Genomic DNA, 22262 nt, shown 5'->3' with positions numbered 1-22262 from the left:
AGCCGCCGCCCGCCGGTCATCGGGGCGTCGCGATAGGTTCCGGTGCGCGGCGCCCAGTCGCGGAACACTCACGCTCGCCGTCACGACGAGCGGGCTTGTCCCGTGACTCAGGCGCGGATGCCGTGGCTACGGGGTCGGCAGCGGCGGGTGCGGGAGGGGTGACGCGGTCGGCGTCGGCATCAGCGTCTGCGTCTGCGTCGGGGTCGGTGTCGGCGTCGCTCCAGCGGGCGGGCGCAACAGGCCGAGGGCCGCCTTGAGGTGTGCCTCCGCTGCCTCGGCGTCCTCGTCGGAGAGGCTCCCGCTCCGGCTCGCGGACAGGTTCGCCTCGATGACCGCTCGGAGCACCTCGTCGCGCTGGATCTTGACACCGCGCGGGGCGTCGACACCGATGCGGATGCTGTCGCCGCGCACATCGAGGACGGTGATGACGATGTCATCGCCGATGAGGATTTTCTCCCCCGGCTTGCGCGTGAGAACCAGCATCATGCCAGCCTAGCGCGGGCATCGGGCGTGTCAGGGAGGCGGGCTGCTGGCGGTCCGAGCGTCGCGGATGCTGCCGGGGCGCCGTCGACCCAGCCGACCGGAATCCCGAGGTCGTCGACGGTTTCCGGGGAGGATGTCGTCGTCGACCCGACCACGGCGACCGCGTCGATCGGAATGATCGCCGCGACCAGCCCGACCCACTCGGCCGTGTCAGAGGGCTTCCGGCCGGCATCCACCACGACCCAGGTCTGGTCCGCGCCGACCATGAGCAGGTCACCGCCGAGGTACTCGCGGTCCCCCGGCGTCTCGCCGATGCCGAAGGCGAGGAAACACGTGCGCCCGCGGGCGACTCCCCCGGCGCGCGCCGCGAGGGCAGAGCGCCGGTCGTCGACGCGACGGGCCCCCTCCGACACCACGGAGCCGGCCACGAGCACCTCGGCGGCCCCGTCCATGGCGGCCATCATCCCGGCGACACGCAGGGTCTCCGCGGGCGCGCCGACGAGCACGACGAGGTCTCCGGGATGGGTGAAGGGTCGCGGCACGGCGGCCGTGCCCGCCCGTCCTGGCAACGGATGCCCGGCCAGGACCGAAAGGGTCGCCGGCCGTTGGCGTGTCCCCGCGTCACGCGGTGCGCCGGCGCCGGTCACGGCACCGGTCACGGAACCGGACGGCTCCGGCTCGCGCAGGGGAAGCACCCCGGACACCCGCTCAGGAACGGGCTCGGCCACCGTGAAGGTGAGTTCGTCCATCAGCTGGGCGAAGCCGGCGGACCCGGTCGAGAGCAGCGGGGTCTGGACCGAGGTTCGCGGCCTAGCGAGGGTTCCCGCATCGTCGGCCCCGTCGGCGTCCTCGAGCAGGGCGAGGATCCCGAGCCGCGCGGCGCGTCCGGGATGGGCGTCACCGATTCCGTCACCGTCACCGCCGCCCTGATCGTCGCGCTCGAGCGGCACCATCCGCACCGGCTGGGCGTGCGCGGCCCGGCGGCGCCGCTCGGGCACCTCGACCGTGACCTCGTAGTGGCGCCGGGCGAAGAAGCCGCGGATGCCGCCGACCGTGACCCGTTCGGCCGAGACGATGCGGGCATCCGCACCGTGTTCGGCGAGGATGCGTGCCTTCAGTTCCGGAAGCGTCGGACCGTCAAGCTGAAATCGTTTCGGTTCCACGGACCACCCCCACGGTCTCGATGGCGACGTTCGCGGAGGTGACCTCGAGGTAGGACAGCACCGGGAGCCCGCCGGTCTGCGCGGAGACGAGCCGGTGGATCGCCGGACGGAGGGCAGGGGCGCAGACGAGCACGGCGGTCAGCCCGCTCGCCTCCACGGTGGCGAGCGAGGCCTTGAGCGAGCCCAGGATCGCGTCGATCCTTGCGGGTTCGAGCATGATCTGGGTGCCCTGCTCCGAGGCGCGCATGCCCTCGAGCAGGGACTGCTCGAGGCCTGGCTCGATCATGATCACGCGGAGCAGGCCTTCGTCGAGATACTGGGCGGCGAGAGCCGGGCCGAGGCCCTGCCTCGCGGCTTCGATCAGGCCCTCCGGGTCTGTCGATGCCTTCGCCCGGAGCGAGAGCGCCTCGTAGATCCGGGAGAGGTCGTTGATCGGGATCTGCTCCATCAGGAGGCCCTGGAGCACCCGTTGCACCTCGGCGAGCGACAGCATACCGGGGATCAGGTCGTCGACGGCGGCCGGGTTGACCTGCTTGACGCCGTCGGTCAGCACCCGCACGTCCTCCCGGGTGAGGAGACGCGCCGCGTTCCCGGTGACAATCGAGGACAGGTGGGTCACGAGCACGGACACCCGGTCGATGACGGTCGCTCCGGCCATCTCCGCGCTGTGCCGCATCTCGCTCGGCACCCACTTGCCGGCGAGGCCGAAGACCGGCTCGACGGTCGCGGTGCCCGGCAGGCCCTCGAGGTTGTCGCCGAGGGCGAGCACCTTGCCGGACGGCGCGAGCCCGCGGCCGGCCTCGACGCCGGCGATGCGGATGACGTAGGTCGCAGAGGGCAGTTCGACGCTGTCGCGGGTGCGGACCGGCGGAACGACGACGCCGAGGTCGATCGCGATCTTGCGGCGCAGGGCGCGCACCCGGGCGAGAAGGTCGTCCTGGGCTCCCGAGACGAGGTCGACGAGGTCGGAGGCGAGCAGGATCTCGAGGGCGTGCACCCGCATCGACTCGATCAGGTCCTCAGGGGTATCCGAGCGCACCGGCGCCCGTTCGGCCACGACGGCGGCCGCCTGCCTGGCCTGCTCGCGGGCTTCGCTCGCCTTGATCCGCTGGGAGACGAGCAGCAGGCTCGCCCCGGCGACGACGAACGGGAGGATCGGCATCCCGGGGATGAGCGCCATCAGCAGGGCCGCGCCGCCGGCGATCATGAGCGCGTTGCGGGACTGGGTGAGCTGCGCGGACGCGGTCGCCCCGATGTCGGACTCGGCGTTGGACCTGGTCACGATCATGCCGGTGGACACGGCCATCAGCAGGGCCGGGATCTGGGTGACGAGCCCGTCGCCGATGGTCAGGAGCGAGTACGTGCTCATCGCGTCGGTGATCGACATGCCGCGCTGGATCATCCCGATGCCGATGCCGCCGACGAGGTTGATGATGATGATGATGATCCCGGCGATCGCGTCACCCTTGACGAACTTCGACGCGCCGTCCATCGCGCCGTAGAAGTCGGCCTCCGCTGAGACTTCCGCCCGGCGTTCCCTGGCCTGGGTGTCGGTGATCAGGCCGGCGTTGAGGTCGGCGTCGATCGCCATCTGCTTGCCGGGCATGGCGTCGAGGGTGAACCGGGCGCCGACCTCTGCGACCCGCTCGGCGCCCTTGGTGACGACGACGAACTGGATCACGACGAGGATCAGGAAGATGACGGCGCCGATGATGATCGACCCGCCGACGGCGACCTGTCCGAACGAGGCGATCACCTGGCCCGCGTAGCCGTCGCCGAGCACCAGGCGGGTGGATGCGACGTTGAGGCCGAGCCGGAACAGCGTCGCAACGAGGAGGAGGGACGGGAAGACCGAGAAGTCGAGCGGCTTCTTGACGAACATGGTCGTGAGCAGCACCACGAGGCCGAGCAGGATGTTGACGATGATGAGCATGTCGAGGAGCACGGCGGGGACCGGGACGACGAGGAGCAGGATGATGCCGACGACGCCGATCGGGACGGCGAGCCTGGCGAGGGTGGTCTTCATCGGGAACCTCCGGTGGAGTGAGCGGCGGAGTGGGAGGCGGAGTGGGAGGCGGAGCGTGAGGATGAACCGGGAGCGGACGCCCGGGAGAACACGGGCGTCGCAGCGTGGGCGGCCGGGGTGAGAGTGTGCACGCCTGCGTCCTCGCCGTAGCCGGTCGTGTACCCGGAGCCGCGCGCCGAGCCGCGGGTCTTGAGCGCGAGCACGAACGCGAGCACCCGGGCGACGGCGTTGTAGAGCTCGACCGGGATCTCGTCGCCGAGCTTGCAGGCGCTGTGCAGGGCACGGGCGAGCGGGATGTCGCGCACGATCGGCACCCCGTCGGTCGCCGCCTGCTCGCGGATGCGGAGCGCGATGACCCCTGCCCCCGTCGCGACGACCCTCGGTGCCGACTTGCCCGGCTCGTAGCGGAGGGCGACGGCGAAGTGGGTCGGGTTGACGAGCACGACGTCGGCGGTCGAGACGGACGCGATCATCCGGTTCCGGCTCATGGCGAGCTGCCGGGAGCGGCGTTGCGACTTGATCCGAGGATCGCCTTCCGAGCTCTTGTTCTCGTCGGTGACCTCTTTTTTGGTCATCCGGGTGCGTTTCCGGTTGCGGCGCATCACCACGAAGACGTCGGCGGCGGCGAGCACGAGGCCGGAGACGACGGCCGCCTGCACGAGCGATGCTGCGCCTCCCCCTGCCGCGTCGATCAGTGCGGCGACCGGGAGTCCGCCCGCGGTCATCAGGATCGGGGCGAGCCCCTGGATCACCAGGGTCAGCACGACGCCGACCGCCGCGGTCTTCAACAGTGCCTTGACACCCTGCCAGACAGCCTGGCCGCCGAAGGTGCGGCCGAGCCCGGTGACGAGATTGAACTGGTCGTACTTGCCCTCGAGTTTCTTGAGGTGCACGCCGCCCTGGGCTGCGGCACCGATGAGCACGACGGCGAACACGGTCGCGAGCATCGGGGTCAGGGTGCCGGCGAGCGAGGAGAACGCGTCGCCCATCAGCTGCTCGGCGAGTTCGGGGCTCGGATTCGCGACGATCGCGTGCAGTCCGTCGAGCTGGCTGGCGCCGGCCTGGGACCCGAGGCTGATCGTGACGGGGGCGAGGGCGGCGGCGGAGCCGATGCCGATCCACGCGGTGAGGTCCTGCGACTTGGAGAGCTGGCCCTTGGCGCGGACCTCCTTCATCCGCTTATCGGTGGCCTGCTCGGTCTTTTCGCCGGAGTCCGACATCTACTTCACCCCGAGCATGGTCGTGACGGCGGTGTCGGTGAGGGCGGACACGATGCGCGGAAGCGCGACGAAGGCGCTCGCGCCGAGGGTGAGGGTGATCAGGATCTTGAGCGGGAAGCCGAGGGCGAAGGCGTTGAGCGCGGGCGCGACCCGGGTGAGCAGGCCGAGGCCGGCATCCGCGAGGAAGAGCACGACGATGAGCGGTCCTGCGATCTGCACGGCGGAGAGCAGCAGCTGGCCGACGGCGTTCGTTGCGGCCTGGACCGGGGCGGCGAGGTCCATGCCCCCGCCGATCGGGATGGCCGTGAAGCTCCGGGTCAGGCCGCCGATGATGAGCTGGTAGCCGCCGGACGCGAAGAGGAGCGCGATGGCGGTCATCTGGTAGAGCCGGGTGAACATGGCGCCGTTGACCATCGCCTGCGGGTCGAAGCCCTGGGCGAGCTGGAATCCGCCGAACTGGTCGATCAGGTTGCCGGCCGACTGCACGGCGGAGAACACGATCAGCACGAGGAAGCCGAGCATGCCGCCGACGACGATTTCGAGCAGGAGCGCGAGGATGAAGCCGCCGGTGTCCGGGGACACGTAGCCGGGGGTGACGACGGGCGAAACGGCGAGGGCGAGCCCGAGAGAGAGCATGCCCTTGATCCGGAGCGGGAACGCGTTGTAGGAGAACGGCGGGGCGATCACGAGGAAGGCGATGAGGCGCACCCCGGCGAGCATGACGGCCTCGATCCAGGTGAAGTCGAGGGTGATGTTCATCAGCCGCCGCCGATGAGGGTCGGGATCTTGTCGAAGAGCGCGGTCGTGAATGAGACGATCTCGGAGATCATCCAGTGCCCGCAGATGAGCAGGGCGAGGCAGACGGCGATCGCCTTGGGTACGAAGGAGAGCGTCACCTCCTGGATCTGCGTGATCGACTGCAGCAGGGAGATGGCGAAACCGACGACGAGGGCGGTGATCAGGATCGGCGCGGAGAGTTTGCCCGCGACGATGATCGCCTGCATGCCGATGTCGAGGATGGCGTTGGTGTCCATCAGCCACCCCGGTAACTGGTGATGAGGGTCGTGATGATCAGTCCCCAGCCGTCGACGAGCACGAACAGCAGGATCTTGAACGGGAGCGAGATCATCACCGGCGGCAGCATCATCATGCCCATCGACATCAGGGCGGCGGAGACGACGATGTCGATGACGAGGAACGGGATGAAGATGACGAAGCCGATGATGAAGGCTGCCCGCAGCTCGGAGATCATGAACGCCGGGATCAGGGTGAGCAGGGACACCGCGTCGCGGCTGACCGGGTTGGCCTGGTCCGCGGCCCTGGTCATCAGGGCGAGGTCTTCCTCGCGGGTGTGCGCGAGCATGAAGGTGCGCAGTGGAGCAGAGCCGATCGTGACCGCGTCGTCGAAGGAGAGCGTGCCGTTCAGGTAGGGCTGCAGGGCGTGGTTGTTGATGTCGGTGAGCACGGGCGCCATGATGAACAGCGACAGGAACAGGGCGAGGCCCGCGAGCACCTGGTTCGGCGGGATCGACGGGAGCGCGAGGGCGTTCCTGGTCATCGCGAGCACCACGAAGATCTTGGTGAAGCTCGTCATCATGAGCAGGAGCGCCGGGGCGACCGAAAGCAGGGTGATGCCGATCAGGGTCACGATCGCCGAGGACGGTGAACCGTCCGGGCCGTTGATGTCGACGCTCAGGCCGGTGCCTGCCGCGGGCGTCGGGGTACTCGGCGCCACCGGGTCGACGGGGGCGACCGGGGCGATCGTCGCGGCGTGGCCTGCGCTCGTGGTGAGCAGCACGACGGCGAGGACGATGACGAGCACGAGCGCCGCCATCACGAGGAGCCTGGTGAAGCGCACCCGGTCAGCGCGGCGGAGTGCATCGGAGCGCGGGGCACGGAGCCCGGGCAGGCCGGGGCGCAGGGCGCGGGTGTTCACCGTCCCTGCCGGAGTGCCGCGGCAGTCTGCTGCCACGTCGCCGGCGAGAGGATCGATCCGGCCAGGCGGTTCGGCCGGGAGCTCGAGCCCGGTCCGGACTCGGCGCGCAGGGCTGACTCCGCGGTGCGGGTGCCCCGGTCGTGGCGGGGACGGAAGGTGAGCGGCGCGGGGAGCGCCTCGTCCTCGGCCGCAACGCTCGCGGCCGCCTCATACGCGCCCGTTGCGGTCGTCGCGGCGATCCCCGCGGAGCGTCTCGTGTCCGTGTCCGTGTCCGTGTCCGCCGCGTGCAGCGTGGTGGCGAAGCTCTCCGCCGGGCTCAGCGCGTCGTGCAGCACGGTGACCGACTGTTCCGTGACTCCGAGCACAAACCTGCGGCCTTCCACGTCGACGACGACGACGGATGCCTTCTGGCCGAGGCCCTGCCGGCCCACGACCGACACGAGGCTGGCCTTGGGGCCACGGCGGGTGCCCTTCTGCATGCGGCGCTGCAGGACCCAGAGGAGGCCGACGACGACGGCGAGGGACAGCGCGACGCGGAGGGCGACGAGGAGGGTGTCCACCTAACTCAGGCTCTCGGCGACATCGAGGATCTGGGTGATCCGCACGGCGTAGTCCTGGTCGACGACGACGATCTCGCCGTGGGCGATCAGGCGGCCATTCAGCAGGATGTCTGCGGGGGCTCCCGCGGAGCGGTCGAGCTCGATCACGGCGCCGGGTTCGAGGGCGAGCACGTCGCGCACGGACATCCGGGTGCGGCCGATCTCGACGGTCAGGGCCATTTCGACGCTGTTGATCCGGCCGAGCTTTCCGACGACGGACCGGTTTCCGGTGCGCGGGATCCCGGAGATGGCGCCGTTCTCGCGGAGGCGGATCGCAAACCAGGCGCTCACGACGCCCTCGCTCGCGAGCTCGAAGACGCTCGTGTCGGCATCCGCGAACAGGGACGTGACGTCTTCGAGGCGGGACGCGCCGAGTACGCCGATGCCGAGGACCGTTGCGGCGCTGTCGAGGGCGGGGCGGAGCACGTCGAGGCTCGAGAAGGCGCCATTGCCCGCTGCGGCGTCGAGGGAGTGCGGGTCGGTGAGGACGATCGCGAGGTCGGCGCTCGTGACGCCGACGAAGGAGGCGACGACGCCGGCGCCGAGCCGGCCGGCGAGGGATTCGCCGGCGCACGGGGTCGCCTCCAGGCGGGTGGGCGTTGGCAGGACCGTGAGCAGGGCCTCGACGAGATTGCGGATGGCGGTCGTGGCAGGGCTCATGGGGACAGTTCCTCGGTGTCGGTGACGATGCAGGCCAGGCGGGAGCCGTTGGATCCGACGGCGGCCCTGGCCAGGGTGTGCCCGTCGACGACGAGGTCGAGCGGGCGGTGCCTGGAGTGCGGGACAGGCAGCAGGTCACCGACGGCGAGGCCGAGGATGACGCTCGGAAGCACCCGGATCGGGCTGAGCTGCAGGGACAGGTCGACGGGCACCCAGGCGAGCTGGGCGTTCAGCTTCTCCTGTTGTTCCTCGGCGGTGATGACCGGGATCGACTCCCCGAGTTGGGGAAGCAGGGTCTCGGCGGGCAACGCGAGGGTGGCGGTCGAAGTCGTCTCGCCGACCCGCATCGAGAACGTCGCGACGATGACGAGATCGCTCGTCGCCGCGGCCTGGGCGAACTGCGAGTTGTACTGGATGCCGCCGAACGAGATCGGCAGGACGAGGAGCGTCCCGAGGGAGTAGCGCAGGTCCTCGAGGGCGTCCTCCATCAGGCGACGCACGAGGGCGAGTTCGATCTGGGTGAAGGTGCGCTCGGGAAGTGGAGGGACCTCGCTGCCACCGAGCATGTGGCTCACCCAGGACAGGGCCGCCGCGGTCGGGAACTGGATGACGGCCTTGGCCGCGAGGCTGCCTACCGGGCAGAGCACCATCGCGGTCGACGACGGCAGCGAGCTCGCGTATTCGTCGTAGCTGCGCATCAGGACGTGCTCGCAGGTGACCTGGGACATCACGCGAACCTTCGCGGTCAGCTGGGTGCCCCACTGGCGCGCGAAGGTCTCGAAGGCGAGCTCGAGGACACGCGAGTGCTCGCGCGCGAGGGTCGTCGGACGTCGGAAGTCGTACACCTCGACCGTGCGCTCGGGCGCTGCGGGCACGCCAATGCTCTTGTGTTCCTGGACCGTCACGACTGCAACTATCGGCCGGTGAATCCGAGCGGTAAGCAGTCCGCAGGGAATTCGTTCGAAATCCCGGGCGGGCTGCCCGCGGGGCGACCGCGGGATGCCTGACGGTGTCCGCTGCTTAGGGGGCGCCCGCCTGCCCGGCGAGGATCGAGGGGATCAGCGCGCGGACGGCATCCGGTTCGCTCGAGAGCAGGACAACGTCGACGCGGCGATTCTGGGCCATCGCGTCGAGGGTGTCCGCGGTCGTGACCGAACGGGTCGAACCGTAGCCGATCGCGGAGATCCGCTCCCCCGCGACACCGCCGACCTCGACGAACCTGCGCAGGACGCTCGTCGCCCTGGCCGAGGAGAGTTCCCAGTCGGTCGCATAATTCACGGTGACGCCGTGCCGGTCGGCGTGGCCTTCGACGGTGACCTCACGTTTGTCGCCGGCGAGGATCGGCGACATGGCGTCGATGACGGCCGTCGCCTTCGGGCTCAGGGTGGCGAGGTTGGGAGCGAAGAAGGCATCCGTTCCGACGAGCCCGATGGTCAGCCCTCGGGCGTCGATCGTGAACTGCACGATCGAGTCGATGCCCTGCGCGGTGACGGCTGCCTTCAGTGCCGCCTGCACCGAGGAGAGGTCGGCGATTTCCTGGGTCGCGATCTGGAGGTCGGTGAGGGCGGGAGTCGGTGCCGGGGTCGCTGTTGGCGATGGTGTCGCCGAGGCTGTCGCGGCCGACGTCGAGGTTGCGCCCGCCGTCCCGAGGTCCTTCGCGGCCGGGTCGCTGGCGTTGGCGTTCGCGACCGACACGACGACCCCGGTGGCCGTGTCGATCTTGCCGACGTCGACGGCCCCGAAGCCTGTCGCGAGGGAATTCTTGAGCTGAAAGAACTTTTGCGAATCAACGGAGGACATCGCGAACAGCACGATGAACATGCACATCAGCACGGTGACCATGTCCATGTACGACGCCATCCAGCGCTCGTCGACGTGCTCGACGTGCTCCTCCTCGAGGCCGCGACCTCGACCTCGCCCGCGTCCTCCGCCGTGCCCGCCGCCGGCACTCATGCTGCCTCAGACAGCGGCTTGTCCGCCTTGGCGGCCTTTGCGGCCTTCTTGGCCGGCGCGTTCGGCACCATGGCCCGGAGGCGTTCGCCGAGGAGCCGCGGCTGGCTGCCGGCCTGGACGGCGAGAGCGCCTTCCATCAGGAGGGTCATCCGTTCGACCTCGAGGTCGGAGAGCCGCTTGAGGCGGTTCCCGATCGGAAGCCAGATGAAGTTCGCCGAGACGAGCCCCCACAACGTCGCGACGAATGCGGCGGCGATCATCGGCCCGAGGGTCGAGGGAGTGTCGAGGTTCTCGAGGACGTGGGTGAGGGAGATGACGGTGCCGATGATGCCGACAGTCGGGGCGTAGCCGCCGAGGGTCACGAAGAACTTCGAGGCGTTCCGGCTGAGCTTCGTCGCGGTCGAAAGCTCGTCCTCGAGCAGGATCCGCAGTTCGTCTCCGTCGGTGCCGTCCGCGATGTTCTGCAGCGCCGTGCGCAGGAACGGGTCGTCGATTGCGTCGGCCTCCTGCTCGAGCGCGAGGAGACCTGCGCTGCGGGCCTTCTCGGCGAGCACGACGATCTGGTCGATCACGTCCTGGGGTGGGGTGGTCTTGCCCTTGAACGCGCTGGGAAGCGCTTTGAATGCGTTGAGGGCGTCACTGATGGTTCCGCCGGCGATGCCGACCGCGATCGTGGCACCGAAGACGAGGATCATCGGAGCAGGCAACAGGATGGAGGCGATCGAGGATCCCTCGATCGTGATCATGGCGACCATGGAGCCGAAGGCGAGGGCGATCCCGATCAGGGTTGCCGGATCCATCAGAGCCTCCGCGGGCGCTGCCCGCTGCCCGGTTCGAGCTCGTCTTCGATCGCGTGCGGTCCCGTCGGAACCTCGAGCGACCGGGCGCCGGACCGGTAGTCGCGGTCGTCGGTGAGGGAGGCGAGCGAGATCACATGGGCCCGGAATCGGGCGATCTTCTCGATGATCTCGTCGAGGGTCTCGATGACGATGAACTTCGCCCCGTCGACCATGACAAGGGTCGTGTCGGGGCTGGCGTGAATGCGTTCGATCAGGTCGGGGTTGATCGCAAATTGGCTGTCATTCAGCCGTGTCACAACGATCATGGGGCCCGTCCCTGGCTCACGACGGCCACACCGGCCGTCAGGCACCACTGTCGGTCGCTCCGCGCCGAAGGTTAGCTCGGGGTGTGGGCGGGCAGGCGGATGCCGCCGGCCGGGCCCGCGAAGGACCCGGCGCCGGTCGCGCCTGCGTCTGCCGGGACTACCGCTTGAGGTTCGTCAGCTCGGTCAGGACCTCGTCGGAGGTCGTGATGATGCGGGCGTTGGCCTGGAAGCCGCGCTGGGCGACGATGAGGTTCGTGAACTCCTGGGAGAGGTCGACGTTCGACATCTCGAGGGAACCGCTCGTGAGGGTGCCCATTCCGGCGGATCCGGCGGCACCGAGGACAGCGGTGCCCGAGTTCGTGGTCGACCGGTACTCGGACGATCCGGCCTTCTCGAGGCCACCGGGGTTGGTGAAGGTCGCGAGGGCGATCCGGCCGATCGACTGCTGCTTGCCGTTGCTGAACAGCCCGGTCAGGGTGCCGTCCTTGCCGAGGGTGAACGACGTGAGCGAACCTGCGGCGTGGCCGTCGGTGCTCGCGGCAGTCAACGAACTGAGGTTGGCGGCGCCCGTGATCGTGCCCAGGTCGACGGCGACAGTGACACCGTTGACGGTGACCGGCAGGCTGTTCGCAGTCGAGGTCAGTGACCCATCCGCGAAGGTGAGCATCGTGCTGCTCGTCGAGTTGGGAGAAGTGACGGTCCACTTGGCCGGGGCCGCTGCGCTGTACGTGAAGTTGAGTGAGACCTGACTCGCGGCGCCGGTCTTGTCATAGGCCGTGAATTCCCGGCTCAGGGTTGTACCGTCAGCCGCATCCGAAGGCAGGTTTCCGGTCACTGTGGCCGTTGCCGAAGCCAATGGCGGCTGAATTGTGGTGAGTGGCAGGGTGATGGTGCCCAGCGCTCCGCCCTGGTTGACCGTGCCCTTCGCGTCGGCGTTCCAACCCTGCACGAGCGCGCCGGACGGTGACACGAGGCGGCCCTGCGCGTCGAAGTCGAAGGCGCCCGCGCGGCTGAAGAGGGTTTCGCCGGCGAGCTGGGTCACGAAGAAACCGTCGCCGGAGATCATCATGTCGGTTGCGCGACCGGTCGACTGGGTGGAGCCCTGGGCGAAGTTGGTGGAGATGCCGGCGACCTGCACGCCGAGGCCGACCTGGGCCGGGTTGGTGCCGCCGACAACGGTCTGCGGGGAGCCCGCGCCGTGGGTCAGCTGGGACAGGGTGTCCTGGAACTGCGCCGAGGAAGACTTGAACGCCGTCGTGTTGACGTTGGCGATGTTGTTCGCGGTGACATCCAGCATGGTCTGGTGCGCGCGAAGGCCGGAGATTCCGGAATACAGGGAACGAAGCATGGGATGCTGCCTTTCGAAACGGTATGGGTGGAAAGCGTGTGGTGGAGTACGGCCGGGCGGGACGCGCCGGGCGTCAGGTCGTGGTGGTCGCGACGACCGGAGTGGTCGTGGTCGCCGGGGTCGTGACCCCGGAAATCGCGTCGAGCTTGACGCTCACTCCCCCGACCGTGACCTGCGGCACCGATCCGGCGTAGGACACGGCGGAGGCGACTCCCGTGACCGAGGTGCCGGCGGCATCCGTGTATGTCACGTTCTGCCCGACCAGGGAGGCGGCCGCGATGCGCATCTGGAGCGAGAAGCTCTCGTCGGAGGTCGTCGACAGGGCCGTGAGCTTCTCCATCATGGAGAGCTGCGTCGTCTGGCTGATCATCTGGTTGGAGTCCATCGGCGAACTCGGGTCCTGGTTCTTCAGCTGCGTGACGAGGAGCTTCATGAAGGCCTCGGAGTCGAGGCTCTGGCTCGGCGTGCGCGTGGTGGTCGACGCGCTGTACACGCCGGCGGTCGCGGTCGCGGCTCCCGTTGCTCCGGCTGCCGATGCGGCCACGATGGCTTCGATCGTCATGGGTTCTCTCTTCTCGTGCTTCTCGTGGTTCTTGTGGTCGTGTTCTGGAACAGGTTCTGGGCGGTCATCCGTTGGGCTGTCATTCAGGCCAGCACATCGACGGAGGGGCGGTAGCCGAGGGGTTCGTCCCGGAACGGCGGTCGGACCGCCGTGCCGGACTCCCGGGCGTCGCCCGGTTGGTCGGGTGCCCGCACGGATCCGGGATCCGGACTGGTCCTGGCCTCCTGCCGGCCGGGAGCGCCGAAGGTACCGGAGCCCGCAGCGCGGGAATCGTCGGGCTGGGAGTTCCCGGACAGGTCGAGCCGCGTGTCCGTGCCGCCCTGGGCGAGGTCGCGCCGCAGCTCCGGCAGGATCGCGCGCAGGGCATCCCGCCCGAGATCGGTCGGGGCGAACAGTTCCACCCGAATCGCACTGCCGCCGATGTGCGCCCGCACGATCACGGGACCCAGATTGTCGGGGTTCACGGTGATGGTCATCGCGTGCTCGCCGTTCGCGGCGCCGATCAGGCTCGCGAGGCCGCGGCCGACCTGGCCGGCGAACGGCAGGTCGGCGAGCTGCGCCGCTCCCGGTGTCGCGGCCGAGGCGCCGGCAGCGGATGCCGCGGCGACAGTCGAACTCGCAGCGACCGTGTGCGGGGCGGCCGGGAATGCGGTGCCCACGCTTGTCGGATCGGTGGGAGTCACGGGAGTCGCGGCAGAAGCGAAAGCAGTGCCTGCGGCCGTTGCCGTTGCCGATCGGAATGCGGCGCCAGAGTCGGCGACCGCTCCCCCGCGCGAGCCGCCTGCGCCGGCACTGTCTGAACCGGTATTGGCTGAACCGCTGCTGTCAGAGCCGTTGCCGTTCGAGGCGTTGCTGACCGAATCGAGGCTGACCGACGCGGCGGCGCGCGAGTCGATGGGCGCCGTGGTCGGGAGGCTCGAGTTCGCGGCGCCGGGAGCGCCAGCGGTCCGGGTGGCTGCGGCGGATGCGCGGCCGGCCAGGTCTGTGAGGCCGGCGGCGGACCCTGCGGCCGCCGCTCCGGTCGGACCCGCCTGACCGTTCGTTGCGTCCGTCCCGTCGGTGGCTGCGCCGGGAGTCGGGGCCTGGACAGCAGGGGCGGTGACGCCGGCACCGCCGGTGGTCGTTCCGATCACGGCGGCGGCCGCCTGGTTCCCGAGGGCACCGACCGGTGACGAGGAATCGACCGGAGACCCGGCGGTCGTCGCCGTTGCTGTTGTCGAATTCGACGGTGAACCAGCCGCCTGTGCTGCGCCGACCGGAGCCTGCGCTTCCGCGGTGACGGCGCCGGGCAGTGCCCGGCCGAGCGTCGCGGAACCGGCTGCCGCGGAATCAGCGGACGTCGAACCGGAAGAGACCGAGCGTGAGGAAACCGGGCCGACAGCCGAGCTGTCGCCGGGCGCCGCGCCCGAAGTCGAGGCTGCTGTCGAGCCAGCTGTCGTGCCAGAGGTAGCGGCCGAGAGGGACGCCGAATCCGCCGTGAGCAGGTCACGCATGACGGTCGCCTGCGTGTCACTCGCACCCTGCTGGGCCGCTGCCGATCCGGGACCATCGGCCGCTCCGACTGCAGACTGACCCGAAGAGACCCCGGTGCTCATCGATCCCCGGCCGGACGACGGCACGGGTTCCGCCTGGGCATCCCGCTCGGTGCGGGCGCCGCGTGCCGCCCGGGCCGAGCGCACGTCCCTGGCGATCTGCACGGACCGGACCGCGCGCGCGTCCTGGGCGTCCCGTGCCGTGTCTCCGGATTTCTGTGTGGACTGCCCTGCGGAGTCCCGGGTGTCCTGCAGCGCAGACGTCCGGGCGGCGGATGTCCGGTCGACTGATGTCCGGGCGGCGGCCTGCGCCGAGGACCGTGCTGCGGAAGCGTCCATGCGCTCGCGAGCGGCGGCATCCGCGGCCGAGCGCGACAGGGCCGCCTGGGCCGCCCGTGCGGTCACGGCCTGCGCGTCGACGGAGGCACTCGCGGCCTCGCGACGCTGGGTCGTCCCGGCGTCCCTGGCCGTGTCGAGCGCGGAGGCGAAGCTGCCCGCACTCGTGTTCGCTCCGGAACCCGTGCCGTTCCCGGTCCGGGTCTCCGTCGCCGAGCGTGCGAGCAGGGCCTGGGCGTTGGCCCGGGCGAGGGAGGCGTGCGCGGACACCGCGCTTCCGAAGGAGGCGGCCATCAGGAGGCGCTCTTCATCATCGAGGCGAGGGCGGCGCTGAGCAGGTCGGCGGTGCCGGACGTCGCGGCGGCCTTCGCCGCGGTGAGAGCGGTCGCCGAGGCCGTCGAAGCGGTGCTGGACGTCGCGGGGGCGTCCGGGATCACGCGGCGGATGGTGTCGATGTCGGAGTCCTTCATGTAGGCCTCGACCTCGCAGACCGTGCGGCCTTCGTAGGGCGCGTGGATGACCTTGTGGTTTCCGGCGTAGATCAGGATGTGCTCTCCGCCGCCGGTCACGATCAGGTCGCCCGGCTTCGCGTCTGCGAGGGACGCGACCTCGGTGCCGATCTTCATCTGCCCGGAAACGAGGCGGGGAACGGATATGCCCATGTCGGCATAGACCTTCTGCACGAGCCCGGAGCAGTCCATGCCGCTCGAGCTCTTGCCGCCGAAGACGTAGGGAACGCCGAGGTACTTCTGCGCCGCAGTGACGATGTCGGTTCCGGTCACGCTGCCGGTCGCGACGCCCGCGCCGCTCGGCGCGGTCGTGGCCGAGCTGGCCGCCGCCGCGAGGGCGTCGGCGAAGGTCGCCGCGGTTCCGGTGCTGTCGGCCGTCGTGGTCGTCGTGGCTGTGGCAGCGGCCGCGGCCGCTGCCGTCGACGCCGACGCGGCGCTCAGTGCGTCGAATCGCGCGAGGGTGGCCTGGATCGTGCTGATCCGGCTCAGGGCGTCGACCATCGTCATCGGGTGCCTCCGGCCTTGCGGCGGTGCCACCCGGTCGACGCGATCTCGTCGAGCACGGTCTGCTCCGCCCGCAGGTCCTCCGCGGCGACGAACAGGCCGTGGCGGCCCTCGAGCTTTTCGAGCCCGACGGACTCGGCACGCTTCGCGGTGAAGGCGGCGTGCGCGGTCTCAGCGGTCTGCCGGTATTCCCGGCCGAGCGCATCGAGGTCGGCGAGCATGCTCTGCGCCGAGGTGCGCCCGGCCGCGATCGCGGCGAGGGATGCTGTGCCGGTCGCCTCACTGGGCAGCACGGTCAGGGCTGCGGATGCCTCGGCGCGCCTGGCCTCGTTCGAGTTCAGCAGGGCGTTGGCCGCGGCCAGTTCCCCGGCGGCGGCGTCCTGCTGCAGGTGGCGCAGCCGGAGGAGTCCGGCGAGGGCGAAGTCGCGTTTCATCAGATGCCTCCGAACAGCCGGGTGAGCCGGGTGAGCTGGTCCCACGCGAGCGGGGCGGACGTCTGGTCGTCCATCCGCTGCTGCAGGAATTCGTTGATCGCGGCCTCGTTCTCCACGGCCGCGTCGACGAGCGGGTTCGTGCCCGGCTTGTACGCGCCGACGTCGAGGAGGTCCTGGGCGTTCCGCCGCGCGGCGAGCACCTTGCGGAGGTTTCCCGCGAGCCGGTTCTGTTCCGCGGTGTTGACCCGGGAGGCCACCCGGGAGATCGAGGCGAGGGCGTCGACGCTCGGGAAATGGCCGAGGACGGCGAGTTTGCGGTCGAGGACGACGTGTCCGTCGAGGATCGAGCGCGCGGCATCCGCGATGGGCTCGTTGTGGTCGTCGCCGTCGACGAGCACGGTGTAGATGCCCGTGATCGAGCCGGACTGGTCGGTGCCCGCGCGCTCGAGGAGGCGCGCCATCAGGGAGAACGTCGATGGCGGGTAGCCGCGGGTTGCCGGAGGTTCGCCGACGGAGAGACCGATCTCACGCTGGGCCATCGCGACGCGGGTGAGCGAGTCCATCATCAGCATGACGTCAGCGCCCTGGTCGCGGAAGGACTCGGCGATGCGGGTCGCGACGAAGGCGGCGCGCAGGCGCATCATGGCGGGTTCGTCCGAGGTCGACACCACGACGATCGACCGGGCGAGGCCCTCTGCACCGAGGTCGTCCTCGAGGAATTCGCGGACTTCGCGGCCTCGCTCCCCGACGAGGGCGATCACGGAGACCTTCGCGTCGGTGCCGCGCGCGATCATCGACAGGAGTGAGGACTTGCCGACCCCGGAGCCGGCGAAGAGGCCCATGCGCTGGCCGCGGCCGACGCTCGTGAGGGTGTCGAGCACGCGCACGCCGAGCTGCAGCGGCGTCGTGATCCGCGACCGCTGCATCGCGGAGGGGCTGTCGTGGTCGATCGAGACGTATTCCTCGACGACGAGGGGGCCCTTGCCGTCGATGGGGCGGCCCATCCCGTCGATGACACGGCCGAAGAGGCCGTTCCCGGTGGGCACGAGGTGCGGGGTCGCGTCGGACCGGACCGGTGCGCCGACCCGGATCCCGGTCATCCGGCCGAGCGGCATGCAGCGGATGCCGTCCTGCGTCGTCGCGACGACCTCCGCGTCGATCTCGGCGTCGTTCCCGATCGCGACAAGGTCGCCGATCGCCGAGTTGAGCCCGCGGACCTCGAGGCCGAGGCCGACGATGGACGAGACCACGCCGACCCGCTCCGGGCGGGCGACGCGGAGGGCGCGGGCGAGTGCAACGGGGCGCGGTTCCCAGGTGAGGGTCATCGGGTTCCCCCGAGGAGCGCGGCGCGGGCCCGCTCGAACGCGGTGGAGATCCGGGCGTCGAGGAAACCGTCCGCGAACTCGGAAACGGCGTCGCCGCGGGCGAGCGACGGGTCGGCCTGGAACGTCACGCCGGTCGCGGCGAGGACGGCCGGGTCGATCACGTCGAGGTCTGCGGGGTGCATGCGCACCACGTTCGGCCGGGTCGGCGACGCGGGGTCGAGTGCACGGCGCAGGGCCAGCCGTGCCGCACTCGGCCCGTCACTGATTTGGTAGCCGATCACGGCCTCCGCGAGGTCGAGCGCCGTGGCGAGCAGGGTGCCTTCGGCCTCGTGCAGGACGGGCTGGGTGCGCTCGTCGAGCGCGTGGCTCGCGGCGGTCAGGAGCCCGACCGTGCGGTCGAGCTGCGCCTGGACCTGCGACACCCGGGCGGCGTGGTCGGCCTCGAGGCGTGCGACCTGCGCCGCAATGTCGCTCGCGGCGGCCCGCATGCCCGCCGTGTATCCAGCAGCATGCCCCTGGACCCGGGCGGCCTCGACCGTGCTGTCGCCGGACACGGCACGCAGGGTCGGGAAGGAGATCGCGGAGAACGGCGGGTCGCCGGCGGTCTCGGCGGTCGCACGGGCGACCGGAGTGGCCGCCTTTCCGGCTGCGGGCGCGGTTCCTGCGGTGGCTACGGACGCATCCACGAGCACGGGCTCTGCGTGACGGAACGGGATGGCGGGGCTAGACAACATAAGCGTCCTCGTCCGCACGGGTCACGGTGATGCTGCCCTGGGCCTCGAGGTCGCGGATGGCGCGCACGATCGTCGCACGTCCCTCCTCGACCTGGGAGACGCGGACGGGCCCGAGCGCGCGGATCTCGTCGTCGAGGATCTCCCGGTTGCGTTCGGAGAGGTTCTTGCGGATGATCTCAATGACGCCGTCGGTGGAGCCCTTCATCGCGATCGCGAGGATACCGGCGTCGATGCCACGTAGAACCTGCTGCACGTCGCGGTCCTCGAGGCGGACGATGTCGGCGAAGGTGAGCATCCGGGCGCGCACCTGTTCGGCCAGGACCGGGTCGCGGGCGTCGAGGGCTTCGAGGAGGGAGCGCTCGGTCGCGACATCCGCCCGGTTGATGATCTCGACGAGCGGCTGGATGCCGCCGACGACCTCGACGGAGTCCCGGGTGGCGGTGACGGCGCCGACGCGGGCCTTGAGCGAGTCGGTCACGACGCGGATGGCTTCGGGGGTCGCCGTTCCCATTCCGGCGATGCACTGGGCGACCTCGGCGGGCAGGGTGCCCTCGAGGCCGGCGATCACGGCGGAGGCGTGTTCGGGACGGAGGTGGGCGAGGACGAGGGCGATGGTCTGCGGCAGTTCACCGTCGAGGAGCGTGAGGATCTGGAGCGGTTCAGCGGTGTCGAGGAATTCGAAGGCTTTGCCGGCCATCGAGGAGGCCACCCGGCTCATAACGCCGGCGGCGCGTTCTGCGCCGAAGGATGCCTCGAGCAGGCCGACCGCGTAGGCGTGGCCTCCGCGAGGGGAGCGTGTGCCGCGCATGGTGAGGTCGTGGAATTCGAGGACCGTGGTCTCGGCGACCTCGGTGTCGACCCGGCGCAGCTGCACCATCTCGGCGGCGATGTCGGCGGCCTCGGCCTCGGTGAACTGCTTCATCACCTCGGACGCACGGTCGTGCTCCATGTTCATCAGCACGATGGCGACCTTCTGGGTTCCGGTCAGGGGGACCTGGGGGTCGATCATGCGGGCTGCCGGTCTTCCATGAGACCGCGGAGGTACTCTGCGGTCTTCTTCGGGTCGCGCTGGGCGAGGGCGTCGATCTCAACACGCATCCGCTCGGAAGCGGCCGGCGGGGTGAAGGCGGGAACACCGAAGGCGACGGTGGGGCTCGGGTCGATCATGATCGGCGCGATCGGGGTATTGAGGCCGAACGGAACCGCGGCGGGGGCGAGGGCCGGACGTACCTGGAGCATCTCGTCGACCTCGATCGATTCGCGGCTCTGGCGGCGGGAGCGGCGGGCGTAGAGCAGCATGCCGAGGATCAGAGTGATCAGGATTCCGGCGGTGATGATGCCGATGCGCACGATCTCCCCCATCCGGTCCGCCGAGGTCTGGGCGTCCTGCTGGGCGAGAGCCGCTGATGCGTCTGCGGCGGCCTGGCCGTTGAAGCTCACGACCTCGACGGTGACGGCGTCGCCGCGGGTCGAGTCGATGCCGGCGGCCGAGGAGACCAGGCTGGTCACGTCGGCGACGTTGACGCTGCCGATCGTGTCCTTGTTCACCGCGACCGAGATCGTCTGGCGGTTGACGGCACCGGCCGGGATCGTGCGGGTCTCGGTGACCTTGTTGACCGCGTTGTTCTTCGTGGTGTCCGCCGAGGTGAAGGAGCCGTCGGTGCTCGTTCCCGTCGGTGTCGTCGTCGTGGTCGTGGTGCCGAGCACCCCGGCCGCTCCCGAGGCGCCGGTGCCGGTGTACGTCTCGGTCTTGACGGCCTCGTTGAGTGCGGGAGCGTTCGTCGGTGAGGTGAAGGATTCCTCGACGCGGGAAGCCGACTGCGCGCTCATGTCTGCGGCGACGACGACGGTCGCATTACCGGCGCCGAGCACCTTGTCGAGCATGGCCTGGACCGAGCCGCGCACGCGCTGCTCGTAGTCGGTGGACTGCTCGGCGCCGGTTCCGGTGACGCCGGTGCCGACGGCCGAGAGCACGATGCCCTTGGAGTCGATCACGGCGACGTCGGTGGTCTTCATGCCGTCGATCGAGGCACTCGTGAGGTGCACGATGGCCTGGACCTGGTCGCTTGAGAGGGTCACGCCGGTCTGGGTGGCGACGAAGACGGATGCCGTCGGGTCCTGCTTCTCGGACACGAACACGGTGTCCTTGGGGATCGCGAGCCGAACAGAGGCGGTCTTGACGCCCTGCATGGCCTGGATCGTGTTGGCGAGCTCGCCCTCGAGGGCCCGCTTGTAGGTCACCGACTGCTGGAACTCGCTCGCGGTGACGCCCATCTTGTCGAGCAGCGAGTATCCCCCGGTGTCCGAGGTCGGCAGCCCGGCCGCGGCGGCCTTGAGTCGTTCGGCGTAGACATCCGCCTGCGGAACGAGGATCGTCGCGCCGCCGTCGCTGAGCTGATAGTCGACCTTGTCGGTCGCGAGCTGGTCGACGATCGCGCTCGCGTCGGCGCCGGCGAGCCCGGAGAACAGGGGCGTGTACGCGGGCTTCGTGGCCCACATCGTGAGCGCGGCGATGCCGAGTGCGAGCACCGCGACACCGATGATGGCGACCGTGCGCTGCGCGATGGTGAACTCACGGATGTTCTGTCCGAGTCGCTGGAAGAAGGAACTGATCTGGCGGGGCATCAGGCCTGCATCCTCATGATCTCGTTGAAGGCGTCGACGCCCTTGTTACGCACGGCGGCGACGAGCTCGAGGCTCACCTGTGCGCGGGTCGCGGCGATGGTGGCGCTCGCGATGTCGTTGAGGTTTCCGGTCACGGCGGCGACGGCCTGGGTGTTCGCGGTCGATTGCAGCTGCTGCAGGTTGTCGACGGCGCCGGCCATGGCAGTTCCGAAGCCCGAGCCGTCTGTGGCCGTGGTGGCCTGGCTGGATTGCGTCGCCTGCACACTCTGGGTGGCCTGGCTGGCCTGGAGCGCGAGCGCCCCGATGGATGCGATGGTCATCAGGCACGGCCGATCTGAAGTGCTGCTTCGTAGGTTGTCTTGGCGCGGTCGACGACGGCCGCGTTCGCCTGGTAACCGCGCTGGGCCATGATCAGGTCGCCCATCTGCTCGCCGAGGTCGATGTCGGGGTGGCGCACGTAGCCGGCGGCGTCGGCGAGCGGGTTGGTCGGGTCGGAGACGAGGATGCCGGCTGCCGAGCCCTGTGCGGTGCCCGCGACCTCGACGCCGTTCACACCCGCGCCGGCCTGAGCCACGATGTAGCGGGCCTGGAAGGCGTTGCCGCTCGTGGGCGTGACGGTGTTGACGTTCGCGATGTTGTCGGCGATCGCGTCGAGCCACTTGCGGTGCAGGGTGAGGCCGGAGCCGGCGATTCCGATCGCGTCGAGGCTCATCAGGCGGTCTTCATCGCGGCGCGCACGGCGCTGAACGGCATGTTGATTGCCTGGGCAGCGAACTGGTACCGGAGCACGGTCGAGGTGTTCGCGAGCGTCTCGGTGTCGAGGTTGACGTTGTTGCCGTTGACGTTGGTCGGTTCGAGGGAATCGGTGGTCGTGGCGGCCGTGCTTCCGCTGCCGTCGGCGACCGACTTGGCGAGGGCGGACTCGAACGCGACCTGCTTGGCGTGGTAGTTGGGGGTGTTGACGTTGGCGATATTGCTCGCGATGGTGCTCTGCCGCAGCGACAGTGCGGCCAGTGCGCTCGTGAGAGCGGTGGAGGTCACGGATTCAAGCACGGTTACCCGATTCGTCGTCAGATGTACTGAACGGCCGATCCGTGGCCTGGTGCGAGCAATCCGTGCTCGTCTCTAGCTATCGGCCCGGTTCGGGCCCGCGTTAGGTCTTCTTTCCACGAGTCAGGCGCTTGGCTCGAAAGGGGGGTGCAGCGGCC

25 protein-coding genes are annotated in these 22262 nt (G+C 69.9%); all 25 read right to left on the bottom strand.

The window, feature by feature from the left end; all coding sequences use genetic code 11:
- Nucleotides 1–126: 126 nt before the first annotated feature.
- A complete protein-coding gene (csrA, locus tag E3O39_RS14130; RefSeq protein ID WP_134448971.1) occupies nucleotides 127–483 on the bottom strand; it encodes a carbon storage regulator CsrA in 357 nt (118 codons plus the stop codon).
- Nucleotides 483–1646, bottom strand: coding sequence for a hypothetical protein (locus E3O39_RS14125; protein ID WP_134448970.1), 1164 nt, complete (start codon nucleotides 1644–1646; stop codon nucleotides 483–485). The genes csrA and E3O39_RS14125 overlap by 1 nt, the downstream gene beginning before the upstream one ends.
- Nucleotides 1621–3672 carry a flagellar biosynthesis protein FlhA gene (locus E3O39_RS14120; RefSeq protein WP_134448969.1) on the bottom strand — a complete coding sequence of 684 codons (2052 nt, stop codon included), beginning with the start codon at nucleotides 3670–3672 and terminating at the stop codon, nucleotides 1621–1623. Before E3O39_RS14120 ends, E3O39_RS14125 begins: the two co-directional genes overlap by 26 nt.
- A complete protein-coding gene (locus E3O39_RS14115; RefSeq protein WP_134448968.1) occupies nucleotides 3669–4892 on the bottom strand; it encodes a flagellar biosynthesis protein FlhB in 1224 nt (407 codons plus the stop codon). Before E3O39_RS14115 ends, E3O39_RS14120 begins: the two co-directional genes overlap by 4 nt.
- Nucleotides 4893–5651 (bottom strand): flagellar biosynthetic protein FliR, encoded by a 759-nt coding sequence (locus E3O39_RS14110; protein WP_134448967.1) that lies wholly within the window; start codon nucleotides 5649–5651, stop codon nucleotides 4893–4895.
- Complete coding sequence (fliQ, locus tag E3O39_RS14105; protein ID WP_134448966.1) at nucleotides 5651–5926, bottom strand: flagellar biosynthesis protein FliQ; 276 nt, start codon at nucleotides 5924–5926, stop codon at nucleotides 5651–5653. Before fliQ ends, E3O39_RS14110 begins: the two co-directional genes overlap by 1 nt.
- Nucleotides 5926–6726: a flagellar type III secretion system pore protein FliP gene (gene fliP, locus E3O39_RS14100; RefSeq protein ID WP_134449006.1), complete on the bottom strand. Its 801-nt coding sequence runs from the start codon at nucleotides 6724–6726 to the stop codon at nucleotides 5926–5928. Before fliP ends, fliQ begins: the two co-directional genes overlap by 1 nt.
- 98 nt (nucleotides 6727–6824) lie before the next feature.
- A complete protein-coding gene (gene fliO / locus E3O39_RS14095; protein ID WP_134448965.1) occupies nucleotides 6825–7388 on the bottom strand; it encodes a flagellar biosynthetic protein FliO in 564 nt (187 codons plus the stop codon).
- Nucleotides 7389–8087, bottom strand: coding sequence for a flagellar motor switch protein FliN (fliN, locus tag E3O39_RS14090; protein ID WP_134448964.1), 699 nt, complete (start codon nucleotides 8085–8087; stop codon nucleotides 7389–7391).
- Complete coding sequence (locus E3O39_RS14085) at nucleotides 8084–8992, bottom strand: flagellar motor switch protein FliM (protein ID WP_241985086.1); 909 nt, start codon at nucleotides 8990–8992, stop codon at nucleotides 8084–8086. Before E3O39_RS14085 ends, fliN begins: the two co-directional genes overlap by 4 nt.
- 115 nt (nucleotides 8993–9107) lie before the next feature.
- A complete protein-coding gene (locus tag E3O39_RS14080) occupies nucleotides 9108–10040 on the bottom strand; it encodes a flagellar motor protein MotB (protein WP_134448963.1) in 933 nt (310 codons plus the stop codon).
- Nucleotides 10037–10840, bottom strand: a complete 804-nt coding sequence (locus E3O39_RS14075) for a motility protein A (RefSeq protein ID WP_134448962.1) — start codon at nucleotides 10838–10840, stop codon at nucleotides 10037–10039. Before E3O39_RS14075 ends, E3O39_RS14080 begins: the two co-directional genes overlap by 4 nt.
- Nucleotides 10840–11145 carry a flagellar FlbD family protein gene (locus tag E3O39_RS14070; RefSeq protein ID WP_134448961.1) on the bottom strand — a complete coding sequence of 102 codons (306 nt, stop codon included), beginning with the start codon at nucleotides 11143–11145 and terminating at the stop codon, nucleotides 10840–10842. The genes E3O39_RS14075 and E3O39_RS14070 overlap by 1 nt, the downstream gene beginning before the upstream one ends.
- A 157-nt stretch (nucleotides 11146–11302) precedes the next feature.
- Nucleotides 11303–12493, bottom strand: a complete 1191-nt coding sequence (locus tag E3O39_RS14065) for a flagellar hook protein FlgE (RefSeq protein ID WP_134448960.1) — start codon at nucleotides 12491–12493, stop codon at nucleotides 11303–11305.
- A 73-nt stretch (nucleotides 12494–12566) separates the two neighbouring features.
- The gene (locus E3O39_RS14060; protein ID WP_134448959.1) at nucleotides 12567–13055 is read right to left on the bottom strand and encodes a flagellar hook assembly protein FlgD; all 489 of its coding nucleotides are present in this window, start codon (nucleotides 13053–13055) and stop codon (nucleotides 12567–12569) included.
- 83 nt (nucleotides 13056–13138) lie between these two features.
- Entirely contained in the window at nucleotides 13139–15217 is a 2079-nt protein-coding gene (locus tag E3O39_RS14055; RefSeq protein ID WP_134448958.1) for a flagellar hook-length control protein FliK, read from the bottom strand.
- Entirely contained in the window at nucleotides 15217–15939 is a 723-nt protein-coding gene (locus E3O39_RS14050) for a C40 family peptidase (RefSeq protein WP_134448957.1), read from the bottom strand. Before E3O39_RS14050 ends, E3O39_RS14055 begins: the two co-directional genes overlap by 1 nt.
- Nucleotides 15936–16370 carry a flagellar FliJ family protein gene (locus tag E3O39_RS14045; protein ID WP_134448956.1) on the bottom strand — a complete coding sequence of 145 codons (435 nt, stop codon included), beginning with the start codon at nucleotides 16368–16370 and terminating at the stop codon, nucleotides 15936–15938. The genes E3O39_RS14050 and E3O39_RS14045 overlap by 4 nt, the downstream gene beginning before the upstream one ends.
- A complete protein-coding gene (locus E3O39_RS14040; protein WP_134448955.1) occupies nucleotides 16370–17695 on the bottom strand; it encodes a FliI/YscN family ATPase in 1326 nt (441 codons plus the stop codon). Before E3O39_RS14040 ends, E3O39_RS14045 begins: the two co-directional genes overlap by 1 nt.
- Nucleotides 17692–18429, bottom strand: a complete 738-nt coding sequence (locus E3O39_RS14035; protein WP_134448954.1) for a FliH/SctL family protein — start codon at nucleotides 18427–18429, stop codon at nucleotides 17692–17694. The genes E3O39_RS14040 and E3O39_RS14035 overlap by 4 nt, the downstream gene beginning before the upstream one ends.
- On the bottom strand, nucleotides 18419–19438 hold the full coding sequence (fliG, locus tag E3O39_RS14030) for a flagellar motor switch protein FliG (RefSeq protein WP_134448953.1): 1020 nt from the start codon (nucleotides 19436–19438) through the stop codon (nucleotides 18419–18421). Before fliG ends, E3O39_RS14035 begins: the two co-directional genes overlap by 11 nt.
- Nucleotides 19435–21054, bottom strand: coding sequence for a flagellar basal-body MS-ring/collar protein FliF (gene fliF, locus E3O39_RS14025; RefSeq protein ID WP_134448952.1), 1620 nt, complete (start codon nucleotides 21052–21054; stop codon nucleotides 19435–19437). Before fliF ends, fliG begins: the two co-directional genes overlap by 4 nt.
- Entirely contained in the window at nucleotides 21054–21374 is a 321-nt protein-coding gene (fliE, locus tag E3O39_RS14020; protein ID WP_134448951.1) for a flagellar hook-basal body complex protein FliE, read from the bottom strand. Before fliE ends, fliF begins: the two co-directional genes overlap by 1 nt.
- Nucleotides 21374–21766 carry a flagellar basal body rod protein FlgC gene (locus E3O39_RS14015; protein ID WP_134448950.1) on the bottom strand — a complete coding sequence of 131 codons (393 nt, stop codon included), beginning with the start codon at nucleotides 21764–21766 and terminating at the stop codon, nucleotides 21374–21376. Before E3O39_RS14015 ends, fliE begins: the two co-directional genes overlap by 1 nt.
- Nucleotides 21766–22107 (bottom strand): flagellar basal body protein, encoded by a 342-nt coding sequence (locus E3O39_RS14010; RefSeq protein ID WP_134448949.1) that lies wholly within the window; start codon nucleotides 22105–22107, stop codon nucleotides 21766–21768. Before E3O39_RS14010 ends, E3O39_RS14015 begins: the two co-directional genes overlap by 1 nt.
- Nucleotides 22108–22262 lie beyond the last annotated feature (155 nt).

The organism is Cryobacterium sp. MDB2-A-1, from assembly GCF_004402675.1.
In the GTDB taxonomy this organism is placed as follows: Bacteria; Actinomycetota; Actinomycetes; order Actinomycetales; family Microbacteriaceae; genus Cryobacterium; species Cryobacterium glucosi.
The sequence above is the reverse complement of the archived record's forward strand: the minus strand, read 5'-3'. Positions and strand labels throughout refer to the sequence as shown.

Bases quoted from the DNA above. Each gene is read 5' to 3' on its own strand.
- E3O39_RS14015 (WP_134448950.1), bottom strand. From the start codon at position 21,766: ATGAGCCTCGACGCGATCGGAATCGCCGGCTCCGGCCTCACCCTGCAC.
- fliG (WP_134448953.1), bottom strand. From the start codon at position 19,438: ATGATCGACCCCCAGGTCCCCCTGACCGGAACCCAGAAGGTCGCCATC.
- E3O39_RS14120 (WP_134448969.1), bottom strand. From the start codon at position 3,672: ATGAAGACCACCCTCGCCAGGCTCGCCGTCCCGATCGGCGTCGTCGGC.
- fliF (WP_134448952.1), bottom strand. From the start codon at position 21,054: ATGCCCCGCCAGATCAGTTCCTTCTTCCAGCGACTCGGACAGAACATC.
- E3O39_RS14070 (WP_134448961.1), bottom strand. From the start codon at position 11,145: ATGATCGTTGTGACACGGCTGAATGACAGCCAATTTGCGATCAACCCC.
- fliQ (WP_134448966.1), bottom strand. From the start codon at position 5,926: ATGGACACCAACGCCATCCTCGACATCGGCATGCAGGCGATCATCGTC.
- E3O39_RS14045 (WP_134448956.1), bottom strand. From the start codon at position 16,370: ATGAAACGCGACTTCGCCCTCGCCGGACTCCTCCGGCTGCGCCACCTG.
- E3O39_RS14065 (WP_134448960.1), bottom strand. From the start codon at position 12,493: ATGCTTCGTTCCCTGTATTCCGGAATCTCCGGCCTTCGCGCGCACCAG.
- fliE (WP_134448951.1), bottom strand. From the start codon at position 21,374: ATGACCATCGCATCCATCGGGGCGCTCGCGCTCCAGGCCAGCCAGGCC.
- E3O39_RS14050 (WP_134448957.1), bottom strand. From the start codon at position 15,939: ATGACGATGGTCGACGCCCTGAGCCGGATCAGCACGATCCAGGCCACC.
- E3O39_RS14110 (WP_134448967.1), bottom strand. From the start codon at position 5,651: ATGAACATCACCCTCGACTTCACCTGGATCGAGGCCGTCATGCTCGCC.
- E3O39_RS14075 (WP_134448962.1), bottom strand. From the start codon at position 10,840: ATGGATCCGGCAACCCTGATCGGGATCGCCCTCGCCTTCGGCTCCATG.
- E3O39_RS14035 (WP_134448954.1), bottom strand. From the start codon at position 18,429: ATGTTGTCTAGCCCCGCCATCCCGTTCCGTCACGCAGAGCCCGTGCTC.
- csrA (WP_134448971.1), bottom strand. From the start codon at position 483: ATGCTGGTTCTCACGCGCAAGCCGGGGGAGAAAATCCTCATCGGCGAT.
- E3O39_RS14060 (WP_134448959.1), bottom strand. From the start codon at position 13,055: ATGACGATCGAAGCCATCGTGGCCGCATCGGCAGCCGGAGCAACGGGA.
- E3O39_RS14115 (WP_134448968.1), bottom strand. From the start codon at position 4,892: ATGTCGGACTCCGGCGAAAAGACCGAGCAGGCCACCGATAAGCGGATG.
- E3O39_RS14040 (WP_134448955.1), bottom strand. From the start codon at position 17,695: ATGACCCTCACCTGGGAACCGCGCCCCGTTGCACTCGCCCGCGCCCTC.
- E3O39_RS14055 (WP_134448958.1), bottom strand. From the start codon at position 15,217: ATGGCCGCCTCCTTCGGAAGCGCGGTGTCCGCGCACGCCTCCCTCGCC.
- fliN (WP_134448964.1), bottom strand. From the start codon at position 8,087: ATGAGCCCTGCCACGACCGCCATCCGCAATCTCGTCGAGGCCCTGCTC.
- E3O39_RS14080 (WP_134448963.1), bottom strand. From the start codon at position 10,040: ATGAGTGCCGGCGGCGGGCACGGCGGAGGACGCGGGCGAGGTCGAGGT.
- fliP (WP_134449006.1), bottom strand. From the start codon at position 6,726: ATGGCGGCGCTCGTGCTCGTCATCGTCCTCGCCGTCGTGCTGCTCACC.